The sequence below is a fragment of the Blastococcus goldschmidtiae genome (assembly GCF_031845325.1).
In the GTDB taxonomy this organism is placed as follows: domain Bacteria; phylum Actinomycetota; class Actinomycetes; order Mycobacteriales; family Geodermatophilaceae; genus Blastococcus; species Blastococcus goldschmidtiae.
Window position 1 is genome coordinate 15,077 of record NZ_JAVREI010000017.1, and the last position, 19,059, is coordinate 34,135.

Here is a 19,059-nt window from a genome sequence, read left to right on the forward strand (position 1 = left end):
CACGAGCTCGGCTCCGCGGGCAGCGGCCTGCCCCGTCGCTCAGTGCCCGGAGCTGCCCGGGCTGGAGTGCCAGAGCTTGCGCGGTGGGGCGGCCGCCGCCCGCCGCCCTGCCGTGGTGGCGTCCTCCCCCGCCGGCTTGATGTCGGCGTAGGGCGACATCCGGAAACCCGTCGGGTGGACGAGTACCGGCTTGACCACCACCGGCCGCGAGGCACGTGAGGCCGCGGCCCCGGCGATCGCCTGCTCCGTGTACTCCCCCGGCGCCGCCATCAGCTCGCGGACCGCTTCGAGTCCGCCGGCCTCCCACGCCTCGTGCAGCGCCGGCAGCTCCCATGCTCCGGTGGCCCGGATCGAGACGCCGCGCGGCCCGGTCCGCCGCAGCACCCCCCGGACCACCAGCAGCCACGAGTGGAACACCGTCGCTGCGTAGGGCCCCTGCACGTCCTCGAAGAAGGTGGAGTCGGTGCAGCCCGACCCGTCGTCGAGGGTCACGAACACCACCCGCCGCCCCGACCGGATCGGCGGGGTCTGCGTCGCCACCTTCACCCCGGCGACCAGCAGCTCCGAGCCGCTGCGGCAGCCGAGCAGGTCGCCGGCCGGCACCGCTCCGAGCGCGGCGAGGAACGGCTTGTAGAAATCGACGACGTGCCGGCTGGCGTCCAGGCCGAGCACCTCGAGCTCGGCGCGCACCAGTTCGGCGTCGGTGAACTCCGGCAGCCCGCTCCCCTCGGCCCAGCCGGGGCCGGCGCCGAGCCCGCCGGCGCCCTCCTCCTGCCCCGGCACGTCCTCGAGCGGGAACAGGCCCTCCTGCCCGGCGTCCTCCAGCCCTAGGAGGTCCAGGCTCAGCTGCCCGGCGGAGCTCGCCCGTGCACCGCTGCGGCTCCACCGGTCCAGCTCGCCGATCTGCAGCAGCAGGTCGCGGCGGGTCAGCTGGCGGCGACGGTGCGCGGGCCGGCGCGACTCGCGGTCGCGCATGCCGAAGCCGTAGAGCGAGTCGAACCCGCCGGCGAGCACCAGCCGCTCCACCACCGGGCGGGACACCGATGCCCTCGACCAGAAGTCGGTCAGCGACCGGTAGGGCTGCCCGGTGACGATGCGGGCGACCTCGTCGTCGGAGATCCCCTTCACGTCGGCCAGCGTCAGCCGGATGCCGTACCGGGAGGGGTCGGGCATCGCCGTCGGCATCCACTCCGGTCGCCGCCACCCCCCGGCCCCGCTCGTCGCCGGGGTTTCGTCACACCCCTCTTCCCGGTCGAGGCGCTCGACCCGGTAGGTCGCGCCCGAGGCGTTCACGTCGAGCCCGAGCACCCGGATGCCGAAGTTGCGGGCGTCGTCGAGGATCAGCCGCTTCGGGTACATGCCGGGGTCGTGGGTGAGCACCCCGGCCAGGAACGCCGCCGGGTGGTGGGTCTTGAGCCAGGCCGACTGGTAGGTGGGCAGCGCGAACGCCGCCGCGTGGGCCTTGCAGAAACCGAAGGAGCCGAAGGCGACCAGCACCTGCCAGACCTGCTCGGCGACCTCGGCCGGGTAGCCGGTGTCCAGCACGCGGGGCATGAACCAGGCCCGCACCTCGGGATGGGCGTCCTTCTCCCCCAGCGCCCGGCGCACCTCGTCGGCCTCGGCCAGCGTGCAGCCGGTCATCCGGGAGACCACCTGCAGCACCTGCTCGTGGAAGACCACCACGCCGGCGGTCTCCTCGAGCGCGAACGCGAGGTCGGGGTGCGGGTAGACCGCGTCGCGCCAGCCGTTCCGGGCCATGAGGAACGGGGTGACCATGTCGCTCTTCACCGGCCCGGGCCGGAAGAGCGAGATGTCGATGATGATGTCCTCGAAGGTTTGCGGCCCGAACTTGCCGACCAGCTCGCGCTGACCCGGCGACTCGATCTGGAACATGCCGAGGGTCCGGGTGCTGCGGATCAGCTCGAAGGTCGTCGGGTCGTCCCGCGGGACGGCGTCGATGTCGACCTGCTCGTGGTCCACCCGTTGCACTTCGGAGAGCGCGTGCGCGATCGCCGACTGCATGCGGATGCCCAGCAGGTCGAGCTTGAGCAGTCCGAGCTCCTCGACGTCGTCCTTGTCGAACTGGCTCATCGGATAGCCGAGGTAGCTGCTCTCGACGGGTGTGCGGTCGAGCAGGGTGGCGTCGGACAGCAGCACGCCGCACGGGTGCAGCGCGATGTGCCGGGGCAGCCCGTCGAGCCGGGCGACCAGGTCGAACAGCAGGTCGAGATCCCCCGAACCCCCGGCCCGCTTGGAGCCGTACCGGCTGGCGCGCAGCTCGGGCAGGTCGCGCAGCGCGGCGTGCACCTGGTTGGCCCGGATGTGCGGGAAGGCCTTGGCGACGGCGTCGATCTCGGCCTGCGGAAGGCTCAGCGCGGCGCCGACGTCGCGGATCGCGTGCCGCACCCGGTAGGTGTCCATCATCGAGATGCAGCTGACCCGGTCGGCGCCGAAGCGGTCGAGGACGGCGTCGTAGACCTCCATCCGCCGCGCGGACTCCACGTCGATGTCGATGTCGGGCAGCTGGTGGCGCAGTGGCGAGAGGAACCGCTCCATCAGCAGGCCGTAGCGGATCGGGTCGACGTCGGAGATGCCGAGCAGGTAGGTGACCAGGCTGCCGGCACCCGAGCCGCGCGCCGCCGCCCGAACCCTCAAGCTCTTGATGAGGTCGACCACGTCGGCGACGGTGAGGAAGTAGGAGGGGTAGCCGAGGGAGTCGATCACCGCGAGCTCCTCGTCGAGCCGGGTGCGCACCCGCTCCGACGGCGCCATCCCGCGCCGGCCCAGTCCGGCCTCGCAGCGGGCCCGCAGCACCTGCGAGGAAGTCATCCCCCGCTCGGCGGACGTGGTGACGACGTCGAGCTCGGGATAGCGGACGCTGCCGATGCCGAGGTCGTCCCGCGGATCGACGGCGCACTGCTCGGCCAGCCGCGCGGTGCGCTCGAGCAGTCGCAGGGCGGCGTCCCGGTCGGGGCCGACGAGGTCCTCGGCGACCTGCGCCATCTCCTTGCCCGACTTCAGGTAGCCCTCGGCGGTGCGCCGGTCGACGTGCCGCAGGTCGAGCGGGACGAGCCGGCGTGCGGCGTCGAGGACGTCGGCGGTCGGCGCGTCCAGGGCGTCGACGTACCGGACCGCGTTGCTGAGCACCACCGGCACGCCCTGCTCGGCGGCGAACCGGAGCATCGCCTGCGCCCGCTGCCGGTCGCCCCGGCCGCGGTGGTGCACGACCTCCAGGGCGAGGTCCGTCCCGAAGACCGCTCGCCAGGTGTCCAACTGCGTGGCCGCGAGGTCGGTGCGGCCGGCGACCAGCGCCCGCCCCACCGGGGAGTCGGGACCGAGCAGGGCGACCAGCCCGGTGGCGTGCTCGGCGGCCATGGCCAGCGAGCTCACCGGCTCACCGCGGGTGCCGCGCAGGTGGGTGCTGCTGGTGAGCCGGCACAGCGACGACCAGCCGGCGCCGTCCCGGGCCAGGAAGGTGGTGCGCGGCAGCCGGAGGTCGACCGCCGCCCCGCCCCGGGCCGGCGCCCGGCGGGTGCCCGGCGGGGTGGATGCGTGCAACCGGGGCGCCCGCGCGCCGGATGCCGCGCCGCCGAGGGCGTGCGCGAGCGCCGGGGGCACGGTGGTGTCCAGCGCGGGGGCGACGGCGAGGTCGACCCCGAAGATCGGCCGGATCCCCGCCGTACGGCAGGCCAGGGCGAACTTGACCGCCCCGTAGAGGCCGTCGCGGTCGGTGAGGGCGAGGGCATCCATCCCGTGCTCGGCGGCGCGCGCCACCAGGTCGGCGGGGTGGTTGGCCCCGAACCGCATGGAGTAGCCCGACGCGACGTGCAGGTGGACGAAGGGGTCGCTCACGTCGTCGCCTCGCTGGCGCTCGTCGACTTCGTTCGCGGGACTGCTGTGCTCCCGGGTGAGCTCGCGAGCTCGCTCACCTCCGCGGCTCGGACGAGGTGCCGCCGACGACCCGGGGGCGCGGGTAGGTGGGCTCGGCGCGGACGCCCAGGCACCTCTCCACGACCGCGAGGAAGGTGCCGACGTCCCGGACGAGGTCGTCGGCCTCGCGCTCGCTCACCGCGGAGGACAGCCCCGCCTCGGCGGCGGCCCTCTTCGCCGCGCCGGCAGCGAAGAACGTCGCCCACTCCCCCAGTTCCGGGGCGACCTGCTCGAGCAGCACCCAGGCGCTGCGCGGCCGGCGGCGTCCACCCTCGGGCCGGGTCCGGGCGGCCAGCACGGCAGCCGCGCCCCGCAGCGCCCCGAGGTGCGCGGTGGCATAGCGCTGCCGGACGTCGGCGCAGCCGGCGGCCTCGGCCAGCCCGCGGTGCGCCTGGTCCAGCAGCGTGACGGCGGCGGCGGGCAGCGCCGGGGGCAGGGGCAGCTGATCGGCCATCAGGGGTCGCGCGCCCATCAGTCGTGCACCCGGACGAGCCACCAGCGGTTTGCCGCGGCGTCCCAGGACAGGTCGAAGACGCCGGCGAAGTCCGTCCGCGAGCGCCCGGCCCGCACCGCCTCCACCCGCCACACCTCGCGCGGTGCGACGAGATCGGCCGACGCTCCCCCGCCCCCGGAGTCGCGCTGCCACCAGGGAGAGGTCTCCACCCACGAGTCGAGCAGCTCCCCCACGAGGTAACGGGACTGCCCGCGCCAGAACTGCAGCGGACCGAGTGCGCCCCGCTCCACCTGCACCTCCTCGCCGACCCGATCGACGGCCTCACCGAGCACCCGGCTCATGACGGACCTCCCCAACGTCTCCAGCGCCCCGCCGTCCGCACCACCCCGTGGGGAAGGCCGGGGATCAGTGCGAACGGCGTCTCCTCGTTCGAACGCGTGTTCGAACGAGGACCAGTAGACCGGAGCCCGGAGACGTCGTCAAGACGGCTGTCGCGTGTCACGCGTCCGTGCGGCGGGAGGGGTTCCGCACGACGCCGGGACCGGTGGCAGGATCAGCGCATGCCCTCGCCCGCGCACCCCCGGGCCGCCGCGGTCGGCCGGCTGCTGCAGGAAGCGGGCGCGACCGGCCGGGTGCGCGTGCTCCCGGCCGAGGTCCGCACCGCCGCGGCGGCGGCCGCCGAGCTCGGCGTGCCGGTGGGCGCGATCGCCAACAGCCTGGTCTTCGTCGCCGCCGGGCAGCCCCTGCTCGTCCTGACCAGCGGCGCGCACCGGGTCGACGAGTCCAAGGTGGCCACCCTGCTCGGCGTCGGCTCCGTCTCCCGCGCGCCGACCGAGCTGGTCCGCCGGGTGACCGGCCAGCCCATCGGCGGCGTCGCCCCGATCGGCCACCCCGAGCCCCTGGGCACCCTCGTCGACGTGGAGCTCGCCCGTCACGAGCAGGTCTGGGCGGCCGCCGGCCACCCCGCCACGGTGTTCCCCACCACCTACGACGAGCTCCTCCGGCTCACCGCCGGCACCCCCGCCGAGGTCGGTGCGGACGCGGAGCACGCCGCGGAGGCGGTCGGTCCATGACCGACACCCGGCCCGACACCCGGATCGTCGAGCTGCCGATCCCCTGGCTGCGCGACCACATGCACGAGGCGCTGGCGATCTACGGCCTGGCCATGGGCTACGAGTCCGCGGTCGTGGCGGGCCGCTACGGCTACGCCATGCAGCACACCGACCGCCCCGGCTTCCGTGCCGTCGGCGCCTTCGCCGCCACGGCTGACGGCGAGCAGCTGGTCGGCTTCGGCTACGGCTACCGGATCGCCCCGGGCCAGTGGTGGCACGACCAGGTCCGCGCGGCCCTGGACCGGCGGACGGCGAAGAAGTGGCTGCCCGGCGCGTTCGAGGTCTGCGAGCTGCACGTGCACCCCGAGCACCAGAGCCGCGGACTGGGCCGGCAGCTGCTGCACGCGCTGGTGGCCGACGCGGACGCCCCGGTGGCCCTGCTCTCCACCCCCGATGCCGACACGAAGGCGTTCCGGCTCTACCACGCCGACGGCTTCGTCGATCTCGCCCGCGGCTACCACTTCCCGGGCGACCCCCGGCCGTTCGCCATCCTCGGCGTCCCGCTCCCCATGCATCCGCGCGACCCGCACCCGGCGAACAGCTGAGGTGACCTCCCTCCCCGACACCGCCGTCGACGTCGTCGTGATCGGCTCCGGTCACAACGGCCTGGTCGCGGCCTGCTACCTGGCGCGCGAGGGGCTGGCGGTCGAGGTCGTGGAGTCCGACGACGTGCTCGGCGGTGCGGTGTCGACCGTGGAGCGCTGGCCGGGCGTCCGGGTCGACCGCGGCTCGAGCGCGCACGTGATCATCCGGCACAGCGGCATCGTCGAGGAGCTCGACCTCGCCGCGTCCGGTCTCCGCTACCTGGACTGCGACCCGTGGGGATTCGCCCCCGCCCCGGCCCCCGGGGACCCCGGGCCGGACGGTCGGCCGCTGGTGTTCTCCGTCGACCTGGACGCGACCTGCGCCTCGATCGCGGCGGCCTGCGGCGAGGACGACGCCGCCGCCTACCGCGAGTTCGTCGCGGTCTGGGGCCCGCGCAGCCGCGCCGTCGTCGCCTCGTTCGGCCGCCGGCCCAGCGCCGGCGGCCTGGTCCGCTCCTTCTGGCCGCTCGGCGCACCCCGGGAGGGCCGGGCGCGCACGCCCGGCGGCGATCTCGCCGTCGACTTCCTCGGGTCCGGCGACGCCCTGCTGGACCGCTGGTTCCGCAGCGAGCGGCTCAAGGCGGCCCTCGCGTGGTTCGGCGCCCAGTCCGGGCCACCGATGTCCGAACCCGGCACCGCCGCCATGGTCGGCTGGGTCGCGCTGCTGCACGACGTCCCGCCCGGGCACCCCGTCGGCGGCTCCGGCGGGCTGACCGCGGCGCTGCGACGACGCCTGGAGGACGACGGCGGACGGGTGGTGCTCGGGGACGGCGCCGCCCGCCTGCTGGTCGACGACGACGGCACCGGCCCGCGGATCACCGGTGTCGAGACGGAGTCGGGACGCCGCATCTCCACGGGCACCGTGGTCGCCGCGTGCCACATCGGGGTCACCCGGCGCCTGGCCGGCGAGGACGCCCCGCCGACGCTGGCCGAGGCCGACCCGCCCGTGGGCAACGGCTTCGGGCTGGTGGTGCGGGCGCTCACCACCGCCCCGCCGAGCTATCCGGGCGCGACTTCCGAGGAGTCGCTACAGGGACTGCAACTGCTGTGCACCGACCGCGCCCAGCTGGCCGCCGCCCACGGCGACTGGGGCGCCGGGCGGGTCCCGCGCGAGCCGGTGCCGCTGGCGATGTCCTTCTCCGCCAGCGACGACACGCTCGCGCCGGCCGGTTCCCACGTCGTGACCATCTGGGGCCAGTGGTACCCCTACGCCCTGGCCGACGGTGCCGACTGGGATGCCCTCGCCGACGACGAGGCGCAGCGCCTGGTCGAGGCGGTCGACCGGTCCGCGCCCGGCTTCGCCGACTCGGTACAGCGGCTGTACGTCCAGACCCCGCTGGCCCTCGAGCGGGAGCTCTCCCTGCCCCGCGGCAACGTCATGCACGTCGAGATGGGGTTGGCCAGCATGTTCGGGTTCCGCCCCACGCCTGCGCTGTCCGGGTACCGGGTCCCCGGGCTGCCCGGGCTCTACCTGGCCGGCGCCTCCACGCACCCCGGCGGTGGGGTCTCCGGCAACTCCGGCCGCAGCGCGGCCCGGGTGGTGCTCGGCGACCGGTCGCGGGCCGCCCGCGCCCGCGCGGCGGCCGGCCGTGCCGTGCGGCGGGTCGCCGGCCGCGTCCGGGGCGCACGGTGACCGCGGTGGCCGAGGCCCCGGGGACGCCGGTCCTGCACGGATCGGGGGCGCGGCGGGCAGCACCCCTCGCGCTGGCGGCTGCGCTCGTGAGCACGGCGATCGCCTATCCGCTCACCAGCGGCGACACCCGGAACGCGGTCAGCTGGGCGATCGTGCTGCTGGGCGCGACGCTCTCGGTGCTGCACGCCTGGCTGAGCCGGGGACCGCGTACCGGCGTCGGCGTGCTGGCGCTCGTCGGCGTCGTCGCGGTGGGGTTCGAGAGCATCGGCCTGGCCACCGGCTTGCCCTACGGCAGCTACTCCTACAGCGACACCCTGGGCCCGACCCTGCTCGGCGTCCCGTTCCTCGTCCCGCTGGCCTGGCTGATGATGGCCTGGCCGAGCTGGCTGCTCGCCGTCCGGCTGGCCGGTCCGGTGCGCGCGGCGCGGCGGCGGCCGGCCCGCATCGCCTGGGCCGCGGCTCTCTTCGCCGCCTGGGACGTCGTCCTGGACCCGCAGATGGTGGACGCCGGCTACTGGACGTGGGCGGACCCCGATCCCGGGCTGCCGGGCATCGACACCGTGCCGCTGACCAACCTGGCCGGCTGGCTGCTGGCCGGGGCGGTCCTCATGACGCTGCTCGACGTCCTCGTCGAGCGCACCGCCGCTCCACCGGCCGTCGGCGACGCCGCCCCGCTCCTCGCGATGGCCTGGATGACGCTCGGTGGTGCGCTCGCGCACGCCGGCTGGCTGAAGCTGCCCGGGTCGGCCGCCTGGGGCGCCGTGCTGGGTGCCGCGGTGCTCCTCGTCCTCGTCGTCCAGCGGCCCCGGCACCGGTGAGCGGCCGGCTGCTGCGCGGGCTGGCGGCGCTGTCCGTCGCGGGCGCGGCGCACGCGGCGCTGAACGTCGCGCTGCTGCGCCGCCCCCCGGCCGCCCCGGCGCCGGTGGGCAGGACGGTGGCCCTGGTCGTCCCGGTGCGCGACGAGGCGGAGAACGTCCTCGACTGCCTCGCGGCGGCGCTGGACCAGCGCGGGGTCCCCGACCTCCGGGTGGTCGTCGTCGACGACGGGTCGACCGACGGCACCGCCGCCCTCGTCGCGGCACATCCCGACCCCCGCGTGCGGCTCTTCTCCGCCCGGCCGCCGGAGCCGGGCTGGCTCGGCAAGCCGAACGCGTGCGCGCAGGGCGCGGCCGAGACCGACGCCGACGTGCTGGTCTTCCTGGATGCCGACGTCCGCCTGATGCCCGACGCGGTCGCCGCGGCCGTCGCGGTGCTGGACGACGCCGGGCTGGACCTGGTCTCCCCCTGGCCACGGCAGCTGGCCGGCAGCGCGGCGGAGCGGCTGGTCCAGCCCCTGCAGCAGTGGCTGTGGACCACGCTCCTGCCGCTCCGGCTGGCCGAGCGCTCGGCGCGACCCTCCCTGGCGGCGGCCAACGGGCAGTTCCTCGTCGTGCGGCGCGCGGCCTACGAGCGGGCCGGCGGGCACGCCGCCGTCCGCGGCGAGGTCGTCGAGGACGTCGCCCTCCTGCGTGCCGTCAAGACGGCCGGTGGGCGCGGGGTCGTCGTCGACGGGTCGAACCTCGCCGTGTGCCGGATGTACGACGGCTGGGCGGGCGTGTGCGAGGGCTACGGCAAGTCGCTGTGGGCCGCGGTCGGAGGCTCGCCGGCCGCCGGGCTGGCCGCGGCCGGCGTGCTCACCGCGGTCTGGGTGCTGCCCGCGGCCGCGGCACTGCGCGGCTCCCGGGCCGGGCTGGTCGGCTACGCCGCCGGCGTGGCCGGGCGGGCCGTCAGCGCCGCCTCGACCGGCGGCCGGGTCTGGCCCGACGCGCTGGCCCACCCCGTGTCGATCCTGGCCCTGGACCTGCTCGTGCTGCGCTCGGTCGCCGGGCACCGGCGCGGGACGCTGCGCTGGCGCGGCCGTGGGGTGACCGCGCAGCCGCCCGCGCCGCCCGGCCGCGCTGCGGCGAGGATGGGCGGGTGACCCAGCCGGCATCGCGCGACCGCGTCCACTTCGACCCCGATGCCATGGACACCGGCGCCTTCTACCGGGTGCTGAACTCCGTCGTCGTCCCCCGGCCGATCGCCTGGGTCTGCACCCGGTCGGCATCCGGCGTGCACAACCTGGCGCCGCACTCCTTCTACACCGTCGCGTGCGTCGCGCCGCCGGTCGTGCAGTTCACCTCGGTGGGCCGCAAGGATTCGCTGCGCAACGCCGAGGCGACCGGCGAGTTCACCGTGAACCTCACGCCCGAGGCGCTGTTCGAGCAGGTCAACGCCACGGCCACCGACTTCCCGCCGGACCACAGCGAGGCCGAGCACACCGGTGTGCGGCTGGAGCCGGCCGAGACCGTGGACGCGATGCGGGTGGCCGACTCCCCCGTGTCGATCGAGTGCATCCTGCACGGCACCGTCCGGCTCGGGGACAGCACCGTGGTGTTCGGCCGGGTGCGGCACATCAGCGTCTGGGCCGAGGCGGTGCGCGACGGCCGGCCGCGCATCGAGCACCTGCGGCCGCTGGCGCGGCTGGGCGGCAACGAGTGGTCGACCCTCGGTGAGGTGCGCGAGATCCCGCGCATCCCCTACCGGGCCTGGGCCGCGGACCCCAGCATCGGCGAGCGCCTGCGCGACGACCAGGAGTAACGTCCCCACCCCTGGTGGACGGCGTCGAGGAGCTCCCTGACGGGATCCTTGCCCCGACCACCCGGGATTGCGCCCTGCTGGGAATCGACGGCGTCGGTCCAACCGCGGATCATCGAAGCCGCCGAGGCCAGCGACGCCCGGGCGTCCGACGGCGGCTGAACATCCGGCTCCCGGCGGGTGTTCGGTCCTCCCTCAGTGCCGTGCCGCGCGAGAACGGGGTCGTCGCCGTTGCACGGTCACCCGCAGGGAGGCGTCGGCGCGCCGACCTTGACCGCGCGCAGCTCGTGGGTGCTCGGCGTGATGTGCAGGAGGATGTCGTTGGGCTGCTGCCAGGTCAGCGCGGTGTCGGCTGCCGCACCGAGCAGGGCGCGGGCCAGCATCCGGCCGATCATCTCGTGAGAGACCACCAGGGGTCGGCGGGCGCCAGAGGCGGCGATGACGGACAGGGCGACCGAAGCCCGCCGGTCGGCGTCGGCATAGCTCTCACCACCAGGAAAGGCCCACCGGTAGAGGTTCTGCCGCCTGGCGGCCAGCGCCCCCGGGAAACGGGCGTCGATCTGCGTTCGGGTCAGGCCCGCCAGCTCGCCGTGGTGCACCTCGGCCAGCTCGGCCAGCACCGTCACCGGCAGGTCGAGCCGGAGCCCGGCCGCTGCAGCCGTGTCCAGCGCCCGGCCCAGTGGGCTGGAGAACACCCCGTCGATGGGCAGAGCGGCCACGGCTTGGGCCGTCGCTGCGGCCTGCGCCTGCCCCAGTGCCGTCAGCGGAGAGTCCAACTGGCCCTGTCGACGACCCGCCGCGTTCCACTCCGTCTGCCCGTGGCGAGCCAGGACGACTACCTCGAACGCCGGCGCAGCCATCCCCCGAGCCTCCCTGCGGCATCCTTCGCGCCGCGTACGCGCCGGTCCGTCAGGCCGGCAGGTGCGCGGCGATCTCGTCGGCGGCCTCGGTGCCGAACGCCTCGGCGAACCGGCTCAGGAAGCTCTCCCGCGGCAGGTCGTACTCCTGCGTGCCCACGACCTCGACGGCGGCGGTGGCGACGGCCGAGCCGAGCTGGGTGGCCCGCTCCAGGCTCAGACCCCACATGCGGCCGGCGATGAACCCGGCGCGCAGGGCGTCGCCGCCACCGGTCGGCTCGACGGGCCTGGTCTCCGGGACGGCGATGACCTCGATCGGCTCGGCCCCGGCCTGGCGGACGAGCACGCCGTCCTTGGCGCGGGTGGTGATCCACGTGCCGACCCGTCCGAGCACCTCGTCGGCGCCCCAGCCGGTCTTCTGCTGCAGCAGGTGCGACTCGTACTCGTTCGTGAACAGCAGGTCGGCGCCGTCGACGAGGTCGCGGATCATCGCGCCGTCGGCCCACGCCAGCTGCTGGCTCGGGTCGGCGACGAAGGCGTACCCGCGCGTCCGGCACTCGTCGGTGTGCCGGACCATCGCCGTGGGGTCGTTCGGGCCGACGACGACGAGGTCGGGCTCGCCGACGCGGTGGGCGACCGGCGCCAGCTCGATCTGCGAGGCCTCGGCCATGGCGCCCGAGTAGAACGACGCGATCTGGTTGTTGGCGGCGTCGGTGGTGCAGACGAACCGGGCGGTGTGCTTGAGCTCGGACCAGTGCACGCTCGCGGTGTCGACGCCGTGCCGGCCGAGCCAGGCCTCGTAGTCGGCGAAGTCGTTGCCGACGGCCCCGACGAGCACCGGTGCCAGGCCGAGCAGGCCCATCCCGTAGGCCATGTTGGCGCCCGCGCCACCGCGGTGCTGGACGAGGTCGTCGACCAGGAAGGAGAGCGAGACGTTCTCCATCTGGCCCTCGACGAACTGCTCGGTGAACTTCCCCGGGAAGGTCATGAGGTGGTCGGTGGCGATGGACCCGGTGACGAGGACGGGCACGGCTGCTCCTGGGGGGTGTGGCTCCGGAGGGGCGCGGGCGCCCGGCTCGCGAGCGGGCCTGGGTGACGGAGGGGGGAACGGGGGAGGTCGAGCGCACACCCTAGGCGGCGCGCGGCGGAACGGGAGTGCCTAGGTACCCCGCCGGCGACGGCCGCCCCTCGCTCAGCCCCGGCCGGCGCCGCCCGGCCCGGCCAGTTCCGAGCGCAGCCACCAGCCCAGCTGGGCCGTCGCCAGCACACCCAGGAGCGCACCCACTGCCGCTCCCGCCGTGACCGTGAGCACGTCCCCGCCGATGCCGCCCAGCTCCAGGCCGGAGACGACACCGGCGCCGCCGAGGGTGAAGGCGGCCATGACGACGCGGGCGGGCCGCTCCCACAGCGAGATCGGACCGGTGCGGTCCACGCCCGCCTGACCGGCGCGGGCACGCACGTAGTCGGGCAGCCAGCACATCGCCCCGAAGGCGACGGCGAGCCAGCCGGGAGCGCCGGCCGTCCACAGCGCGACGGCGTAGGCCACCTCCGTCAGCCGGTCCACCACGGAGTCCAGGACGAACCCGCGCTGGGACGCCCGTCCGGCACCGATGGCCAGCGCCCCGTCCAGGCTGTCGAGCAGGCCGGAGAGACCGACGAGCAGTCCGGCGGCGACGAGCCAGGCACCCCCGGCAGCGGCGGGCGGGATGCAGGCCGCGGCGACCAGGAGCCCCGCGACGGTCGCGACCAGGGGCGGCAGCCCGGCGAGCGGCCGGGCGAGGGCGTGGGCCAGGCTCAGCCACCCCCGCACCAGCGGGGACGTCGTGTCGCTGCCGCCGTGCCACCGCGACCAGGCGAGCAGGTACTCCTCGCGGTCGAGCATCCCGCACCTCCCCGTGCCCGGCGCCCAGGGGGCGCCTCCGCTCCGGAGGATAGGGCCGGTCCGCGGCGGGGCCGCCGCACACCTCACGCGTGCCGGAGCCCCGTCCGGGTTACCGCACGGGACATGGCAGCCCAGATCAGTGACGCCGTCGTCGTCGACGTCCTCCGCCGGGTCGACCGGCTGGCCACCCCGCTGGTGACCCGGCTGGGGCGCCCGCCCTCGCTCCCCCAGGCCGAGCGGGACCGGTGGTGGGCCGACCGCGTGTCCCGCATCGCGGCCGCCGTCTCCGCCGCACCGCGCTTCGCCGGCAAGCTCGCCGACCTGCTCCCGCTGCAGAACACGGTGGGCACCGCGGTGCAGTCGCTCGTCGTGCTCGGCGTCGCCGGGGAGTACGGCGTCACCGCCCCCGCGGAGCGGGTCTCGCTGCTGGCCCGCGTGCTGCTCGACCGCCGGCTGGCACCGGCCGCCGTGGAGCCGCTGCTGGCCGGGACCGACGGCGCCTACCGGGAGGCGGCCTTCGGCGCCGCCCAGGACCGCAAGGGCGCCCGCGGCGCCGTGCGCACGGTCTGGCGCGTCGCCCGGCTGCTCAGCCGCGTCGACGACGCCCTCGACGCCCGGCCCAAGGGCAGGTGGCGCCACCGGATGCTCTCCAACATCCCGGTCGTGGGCGTGGCCGGTGGCTACGCCGCGGAGCGGGAGGGGCTGCGCCGCGCGGCCGCCGAGGCCGCGGCGGCGCTCGCGAGCCGGGTCAGCGAGCGGTGACCGGCTCGGACGCCGAACCCACCAGGTTGGCGTGCACCTCCCGCGTCGCCGTCGACCGGTTCATGGTGATGAAGTGGATGCCGGGCACGCCCTCGTCCAGCAGCGTGCGGCACAGCCCGGTGGCCACCTCGACGCCGTAGGCCCGGACGGCCGCCTTGTCCTCGGGGCGGTCGCCGTCGAGGGCCTCGAACCGGGCGGCGAGGTCGGCGGGGAACGCCTGGCCGGACAGCTGGACGATGCGCTTGATCTGCTTCGCGTTCGTGACCGGCATGACCCCGGCGATGATCGGCACCTCGCAGCCCCGGTCGGTCACGCGGTCCCGCATCCGGAGGTAGTCCTCGGCCCGGAAGAACATCTGCGTGATGGCGAAATCGGCGCCGGCCCGGCACTTGGCCACGAACATGTCGACGTCGGTGTCGAAGTCCGGCGAGCGGGGGTGCCGCTCCGGGAAGGCGGCGACGCCGACGGAGAAGTCACCCATCGACTTGATCAGCTCGACCAGCTCGGCGGCGTAGGACAGCCCCTCCGGGTGGGCCACCCAGTCGGCCTGCGGGTCCGCACCCGGCGGGTCCCCGCGCAGCGCGATGATGTTGCGGACCCCGGCGGCGGCCAGCCGGCTGACCACGTGCCGCAGCTCGGCGATGCTGTGGTCGACCGCGGTCAGGTGCGCCAGCGGCGTCATCGTCGTCTCGGTCGCGATCCGCTCGGTGACCGACACCGTGCCCTCGCGCGTGCTCCCCCCGGCGCCGTAGGTCACCGAGACGAACGAGGGATGGAGCCGCTCGAGCTCGCGCAGCGCGCTCCACAGCTGCTGCTCGCCCTCGGGTGTCTTCGGCGGGAAGAACTCGAAGGACCACGTCGGCCGCTCCGAGGCCAGCAGCTCACGCACGGTCTGGGTCACGGGCATCGAGGGTACGGACGACGGCGGACTCCCTGCCCACCGACCGCATCCGGATGCGCCCGTGGCGACGAAGAGGCAGCAGCGGACGACCCGGGAAGGCGGACACCCATGAACGGCAGCACTCTCCCAGCCCTCGCCGGAGCAGCCCGTCCGGCGCTGCACGGCGATACTGACCTGGTGAGCATCGGGATCCCGCAGCGGACGGCTGCCGTCCATCCGTCGCCGTCGCTGCCCGCCGCCGACCTCGACCGGCTGCATGCCGCGGTGACCGCGTCGCTGACCGAGTTCCTCGACCGGCAGCGCACCACGCTGGCCGGGATGGCCGCCGGCCTGGTGCCGGTCGTCGACGAGGTCGCCGCCCTGGCCGCCGGCGGCAAGCGGCTGCGCCCCTCCTTCGCCTACTGGGGCTGGCGGGGGGCGCGCGACACCGGTCCGGGCGCCGGTGAGGACGACGCCGCGGTGCTCCGCGCGGTCTCCGCCCTGGAATTCGTGCACGCCAGCGCCCTGGTGCACGACGACGTCATGGACGGCGCCGTCACCCGCCGCGGGCGCCCGGCCACCCACGTCGGCTTCGCCGCGCGGCACGCCGCTGACGGCCTCAACGGCGACGGCGAGCTGTTCGGCACCGGCGCGGCGATCCTCGTCGGCGACCTCGCGCTGGTCTGGTCCGACGAGCTGCTCCGCTGCTCCGGCATCTCGGAGGGCGCGCTGAGCCGGGCACGGGCGGTCTGGGACACGATGCGCACGGAGGTCACCGCGGGGCAGTACCTCGACCTGCTCCGCGCCGCCGGCGGGCTGCCGGGTGCCGAAGGCGCGCTCACCGTCGCGCGCTACAAGAGCGCCGGCTACACCGTGCAGCGGCCACTGCAGCTCGGCGTGGCCATCGCCGGCGCCGGCCCCAGGGTCGTGGAGGCGACCACCGCCATCGGCCTGCCGCTGGGCGAGGCGTTCCAGCTGCGCGACGACGTCCTCGGCGTGTTCGGCGACCCGGCCGTCACGGGCAAGTCCGCCGACGACGACCTCCGCGAGGGCAAGCAGACCCTGCTGATCGCGCTGGCCGAGGAGGCCGCCGATGCGGCCGGCCGCCGGCTGCTCGACGAACTGCTCGGCAACGCCGGGGCGCGCGAGGAGGACTTCCAGGCCCTGCGCGGGCTCATCGAGCGCACCGGCGCCCGCGACCGCGTGGAGGAGCGGATCGCCACGAGCACCGCCCGGGCGCGCCGGGCCATCGCCGACGCCCCCCTGGCCGACGACGCCAAGGCCGCCCTCGACGCACTCGCCGTCGCCGCGACCACGCGCGCCGCCTGACGTGCGGACCGTTCCTGGAGCCACCGACCGCGTCGTCGTGGTCGGTGCCGGCCTGGCCGGCCTGGCGACCGCGCTGCGCCTGCGCGGCGCCGGCCGCGAGGTGACCGTCGTCGAGCGCGGAGCGGGTCCCGGCGGGCGTGCCGGGCGGATCGAGTCCGGCGGCTACGCCCTGGACACCGGACCCTCGGTGTTCACCGCTCCCGAGGTCCTGGCCGACACCCTCGCGGCGGTGGGCGAGAAGCTCGCCGACCGGCTGACGCTCACCCCGCTGGAGACCAGCTACCGGGCCCAGTTCGCCGACGGCAGCTCGCTGGACGTGCACGCCGCGCCGGATGCCTTCGCCGCCGAGGTGGCCCGCGTCTGCGGGCAGGCCGAGGCCGATGCCCTGCGCCGCTACCTCGCCGACCTCGCGGAGCTGTACCGCCTGCAGCTGACCACCTTCATCGACCGCAACCTCGACTCCCCGCTCGACCTGCTGGGCCCCGAGCTGGTCCAGCTCGCCCGTCGCGGGGGCTTCGGCCGGCTGTCCTCGCACGTCGGGAGGTACTTCGCCGACGACCGGCTCCGGCGGCTGTTCAGCTTCCAGGCGCTCTACGCCGGCGTCTCCCCGTTCCGCGCCATCGCCGCCTACGCCGTCATCGCGCAGCTCGACATCGGCGCCGGGGTCTGGCACCCCGAGGGCGGCATCGCGGCGGTGCCCCGGGCGCTGGCCGACGCGGCCGCCGACGCCGGCGTGCAGTTCCGCTACGGGGCGGAGGTCACCGCGCTGCCGACGTCGGGACGACGGGTCAGCGGCGTGCGCCTGGGCGACGGCGAGGTGCTGCCCGCCGACGCCGTCGTCGTCACCGCCGACGAGCCGTGGCGGCTGGTACCCGGCGTGCCGGCTCCGCGCCGCCCCGTCTGGTCGCCGTCGTGCGTGGCGCTGCACGTCGGTGTGCGCAGCGAGCTGCCCGGCCAGGCCCACCACACGATCAGCTTCGGCGCGGCCTGGCGGCAGGTGTTCGACGAGCTGACCCGCGACGGCCGGCCGATGACCGATCCCAGCCTGCTGATCAGCATGCCCTCGGTGACCGACCGCACACTGGCACCCGAGGGCGGTCAGGTGGTCAGCGTCGTGGCGCCCACTCCCAACCTCGACCCGCGCAGCGGCGGCAACCCGCGCCTGGACTGGGCGACGCTGGGCCCGCGCTACCGCGAGGAGCTGCTGGCCACCCTGGACGCCCGCGGCTGGACGGGGATCGCCGACGCGATCGAGGTGGAGCACATGGACACCCCGCTCACCTGGGCCGGGCAGGGCATGGCCGCGGGCACCCCGTTCGCGCTGGCGCACACCTTCGGCCAGACCGGTCCGTTCCGGCCCAGCACGCTCCCCCGCCGCGGTCCGGAGAACGTCGTGCTCGCCGGCTCGTCGGTGCAGCCAGGGGTGGGCGTGCCGATGGTGCTGATCAGCGGCCGGCTGGCCGCCGAGCGGATCACCGGGCCGGTCCCGCGATGAGTCTGCTCCGGCCACCCGGGACCCAGACCGCCCGGCAGCAGCAGCTCGCCGAGGCCTATGCGCACTGCGCCGCGATCGCAGCACGGCACGGCAAGAGCTACCACCTGGCCACCCGGCTGCTGACCCCCGACCGGCGCCCGGCCGTGCACGCGCTGTACGCCGCCGCCCGCACCGCCGATGACCTGGTGGACCTGCCCGGCCCCGACCCCGAGGGCGACCTCGCCGAGTGGTCGCGGGCGGTCCTCGCCGAGCTGGAGGCCGGCTGGTCGGAGGACCCGGTGCGGCTGGCGCTGGTGCACACCTACCGCCGCTACGCCATCCCCGTCGAGCACCTGGTGGACTTCCTCGCCGCGATGAGCAGCGACCTCGACGTCGACGGCTACGCCGACCTGGCCGCCCTCGACCGGTACATGTGGGGCTCCGCCTCGGTGATCGGCCTGCAGGTCCTGCCAGTCCTGGGCACCGCCCCCGGGGTGGCCCGCGAGGAGGCCGCGCCGCACGCCATCGCCCTCGGCGAGGCCTTCCAGCTGACCAACTTCCTGCGCGACGTCGCCGAGGACGTCGACCGCGGGCGGGTGTACCTGCCCGCCGACCTCATGGCCGCGCACGGCGTCACCCGCGAGCAGCTCGCCGAGCGGCGGCACACCCCCGGCTTCGAGGCGCTCATGCGCGAGATGGTGGCGATCACCCGTCGCCGCTACGACGACGCGGCCGGCGGCACCCCGCTGCTGGCGCCGGAGTCGCGCGACTGCGTGCGGGCGGCCACCGCGCTGTACGGCGGGATCCTGGGCGAGATCGAGCGGGCGGGCTACCGGGTGCTCGACGGCCGGGTGTCGGTGTCCAAGCCGCGCCGCCTGGCGGTGTTCGCCCGCCGGTTGACCGCCGCCCAGCTGGCCAGGGTGAGGGTGACCATGGCGAAGCCGAAGAGCAGGTCCTCGACCGGCGCGTAGGCGATCCGCGGCCCCCAGATGGTGCGCTCGTCGTAGACGACGACGTCCAGGCCGGTGAGCACGCCGTTCATGAGCAGCTGGAAGGACACGATGATCGCGTAGGCGGTCCAGAAGACCTTCCGGGTGACCATGCGGGTGCGGTAGACGACCAGGTCCACGACCAGGACGGCCAGGACGGCGACGACCGCCAGGACGCTGTAGCTCATGCGTCGGCCTCCTCGGCGGGATAGCCGGCGTCCCAGCCGGTCACCCGGCGCACCGCCTCCAGCGCCAGCACCGAGCACAGCGGGACGACGACGAAGAACAGCGCCTCCTCCAGGGGGATGCCGCCGGGCAGCCGCACGTCGAGAGTCCGCGTGGCCGAGTAGTCCCAGTGCCCCTGCGCGATCGCGTAGAGCACCCACACGAGGAAGACCGCCAGCTCCGGCACGATCGCCAGCAGGAACCGCCGCCAGCGGGCGTAGACCCGCACCCGCAGCACCAGCTCCAGGGGTGCGGTCACCACCAGGCACCCGACGAGCAGCCCGAGGTAGGTCAGCTGCTCCACGGCACGACCTTCCGCGCCGGGGCCGGCC

At 75.4% G+C, this 19,059-nt stretch carries 18 protein-coding genes and 1 pseudogene; 10 read left to right on the forward strand and 9 right to left on the reverse strand.

The window, feature by feature from the left end; all coding sequences use genetic code 11:
* Positions 1-39: 39 nt before the first annotated feature.
* The 3 genes from RM425_RS18315 to RM425_RS18325 all read right to left on the reverse strand — a co-directional run bounded on the left by RM425_RS18315 (position 40) and on the right by RM425_RS18325 (position 4,725).
* A complete protein-coding gene (locus RM425_RS18315; RefSeq protein WP_311346659.1) occupies positions 40-3,852 on the reverse strand; it encodes a DNA polymerase III subunit alpha in 3,813 nt (1,270 codons plus the stop codon).
* Positions 3,853-3,925: 73 nt separating this feature from the next.
* The gene (locus tag RM425_RS18320) at positions 3,926-4,402 is read right to left on the reverse strand and encodes an SAV_6107 family HEPN domain-containing protein (RefSeq protein ID WP_311346660.1); all 477 of its coding nucleotides are present in this window, start codon (positions 4,400-4,402) and stop codon (positions 3,926-3,928) included.
* Complete coding sequence (locus RM425_RS18325) at positions 4,402-4,725, reverse strand: DUF6504 family protein (RefSeq protein WP_311346661.1); 324 nt, start codon at positions 4,723-4,725, stop codon at positions 4,402-4,404. The genes RM425_RS18320 and RM425_RS18325 overlap by 1 nt, the downstream gene beginning before the upstream one ends.
* 219 nt (positions 4,726-4,944) lie before the next feature.
* On the opposite strand from RM425_RS18325, the gene RM425_RS18330 reads away from it, so the two are divergent.
* Genes RM425_RS18330 through RM425_RS18355 form a run of 6 tightly spaced genes read left to right on the forward strand, consistent with a single transcriptional unit; the run spans position 4,945 to position 10,332 of the window.
* Entirely contained in the window at positions 4,945-5,457 is a 513-nt protein-coding gene (locus RM425_RS18330) for a YbaK/EbsC family protein (RefSeq protein ID WP_311346662.1), read from the forward strand.
* Positions 5,454-6,041: a GNAT family N-acetyltransferase gene (locus RM425_RS18335; protein WP_311346663.1), complete on the forward strand. Its 588-nt coding sequence runs from the start codon at positions 5,454-5,456 to the stop codon at positions 6,039-6,041. Before RM425_RS18330 ends, RM425_RS18335 begins: the two co-directional genes overlap by 4 nt.
* Position 6,042: 1 nt before the next feature.
* Positions 6,043-7,713, forward strand: coding sequence for a phytoene desaturase family protein (locus RM425_RS18340; RefSeq protein WP_311346664.1), 1,671 nt, complete (start codon positions 6,043-6,045; stop codon positions 7,711-7,713).
* 5 nt (positions 7,714-7,718) lie between these two features.
* Positions 7,719-8,531, forward strand: coding sequence for a carotenoid biosynthesis protein (locus tag RM425_RS18345; protein WP_311346665.1), 813 nt, complete (start codon positions 7,719-7,721; stop codon positions 8,529-8,531).
* On the forward strand, positions 8,528-9,673 hold the full coding sequence (locus RM425_RS18350; RefSeq protein ID WP_311346666.1) for a glycosyltransferase: 1,146 nt from the start codon (positions 8,528-8,530) through the stop codon (positions 9,671-9,673). Before RM425_RS18345 ends, RM425_RS18350 begins: the two co-directional genes overlap by 4 nt.
* A complete protein-coding gene (locus tag RM425_RS18355; protein WP_311346667.1) occupies positions 9,670-10,332 on the forward strand; it encodes a flavin reductase family protein in 663 nt (220 codons plus the stop codon). Before RM425_RS18350 ends, RM425_RS18355 begins: the two co-directional genes overlap by 4 nt.
* Before the next feature lie 236 nt (positions 10,333-10,568).
* Here the strand turns inward: RM425_RS18355 and RM425_RS18360 are convergent, their stop codons facing one another.
* The 3 genes from RM425_RS18360 to RM425_RS18370 all read right to left on the reverse strand — a co-directional run bounded on the left by RM425_RS18360 (position 10,569) and on the right by RM425_RS18370 (position 13,068).
* A complete protein-coding gene (locus RM425_RS18360; protein WP_311346668.1) occupies positions 10,569-11,189 on the reverse strand; it encodes a histidine phosphatase family protein in 621 nt (206 codons plus the stop codon).
* Between the two features lie 49 nt (positions 11,190-11,238).
* The gene (locus tag RM425_RS18365; protein ID WP_311346669.1) at positions 11,239-12,216 is read right to left on the reverse strand and encodes a carbohydrate kinase family protein; all 978 of its coding nucleotides are present in this window, start codon (positions 12,214-12,216) and stop codon (positions 11,239-11,241) included.
* 162 nt (positions 12,217-12,378) lie between these two features.
* Positions 12,379-13,068, reverse strand: coding sequence for a CDP-alcohol phosphatidyltransferase family protein (locus RM425_RS18370; RefSeq protein WP_311346670.1), 690 nt, complete (start codon positions 13,066-13,068; stop codon positions 12,379-12,381).
* Between the two features lie 123 nt (positions 13,069-13,191).
* Between RM425_RS18370 and RM425_RS18375 the strand changes: the two genes are divergently transcribed.
* Positions 13,192-13,830 (forward strand): hypothetical protein, encoded by a 639-nt coding sequence (locus RM425_RS18375; protein ID WP_311346671.1) that lies wholly within the window; start codon positions 13,192-13,194, stop codon positions 13,828-13,830.
* Here RM425_RS18375 and metF read toward each other — a convergent pair.
* The gene (metF, locus tag RM425_RS18380; RefSeq protein WP_396137068.1) at positions 13,817-14,731 is read right to left on the reverse strand and encodes a methylenetetrahydrofolate reductase [NAD(P)H]; all 915 of its coding nucleotides are present in this window, start codon (positions 14,729-14,731) and stop codon (positions 13,817-13,819) included. The two genes, RM425_RS18375 and metF, sit on opposite strands and share 14 nt — an antisense overlap.
* 177 nt (positions 14,732-14,908) lie before the next feature.
* On the opposite strand from metF, the gene RM425_RS18385 reads away from it, so the two are divergent.
* The 3 genes from RM425_RS18385 to RM425_RS18395 are packed head-to-tail and all read left to right on the forward strand — an operon-like array spanning position 14,909 to position 18,484.
* Positions 14,909-16,039 carry a polyprenyl synthetase family protein gene (locus tag RM425_RS18385; RefSeq protein ID WP_311346673.1) on the forward strand — a complete coding sequence of 377 codons (1,131 nt, stop codon included), beginning with the start codon at positions 14,909-14,911 and terminating at the stop codon, positions 16,037-16,039.
* A gap of 1 nt (position 16,040) precedes the next feature.
* Complete coding sequence (crtI, locus tag RM425_RS18390; RefSeq protein ID WP_311346674.1) at positions 16,041-17,534, forward strand: phytoene desaturase family protein; 1,494 nt, start codon at positions 16,041-16,043, stop codon at positions 17,532-17,534.
* Positions 17,531-18,484 (forward strand): phytoene/squalene synthase family protein, encoded by a 954-nt coding sequence (locus RM425_RS18395; protein ID WP_311346675.1) that lies wholly within the window; start codon positions 17,531-17,533, stop codon positions 18,482-18,484. Before crtI ends, RM425_RS18395 begins: the two co-directional genes overlap by 4 nt.
* On the opposite strand, the pseudogene RM425_RS18400 reads toward RM425_RS18395, so the two are convergent.
* Positions 18,481-18,690, reverse strand: a pseudogene (locus RM425_RS18400) (lycopene cyclase domain-containing protein); the annotation flags it as partial. The gene RM425_RS18395 and the pseudogene RM425_RS18400 overlap by 4 nt on opposite strands.
* On the reverse strand, positions 18,687-19,031 hold the full coding sequence (locus RM425_RS18405; RefSeq protein WP_311346676.1) for a lycopene cyclase domain-containing protein: 345 nt from the start codon (positions 19,029-19,031) through the stop codon (positions 18,687-18,689). The gene RM425_RS18405 and the pseudogene RM425_RS18400, both read right to left, overlap by 4 nt.
* Positions 19,032-19,059: the final 28 nt, after the last annotated feature.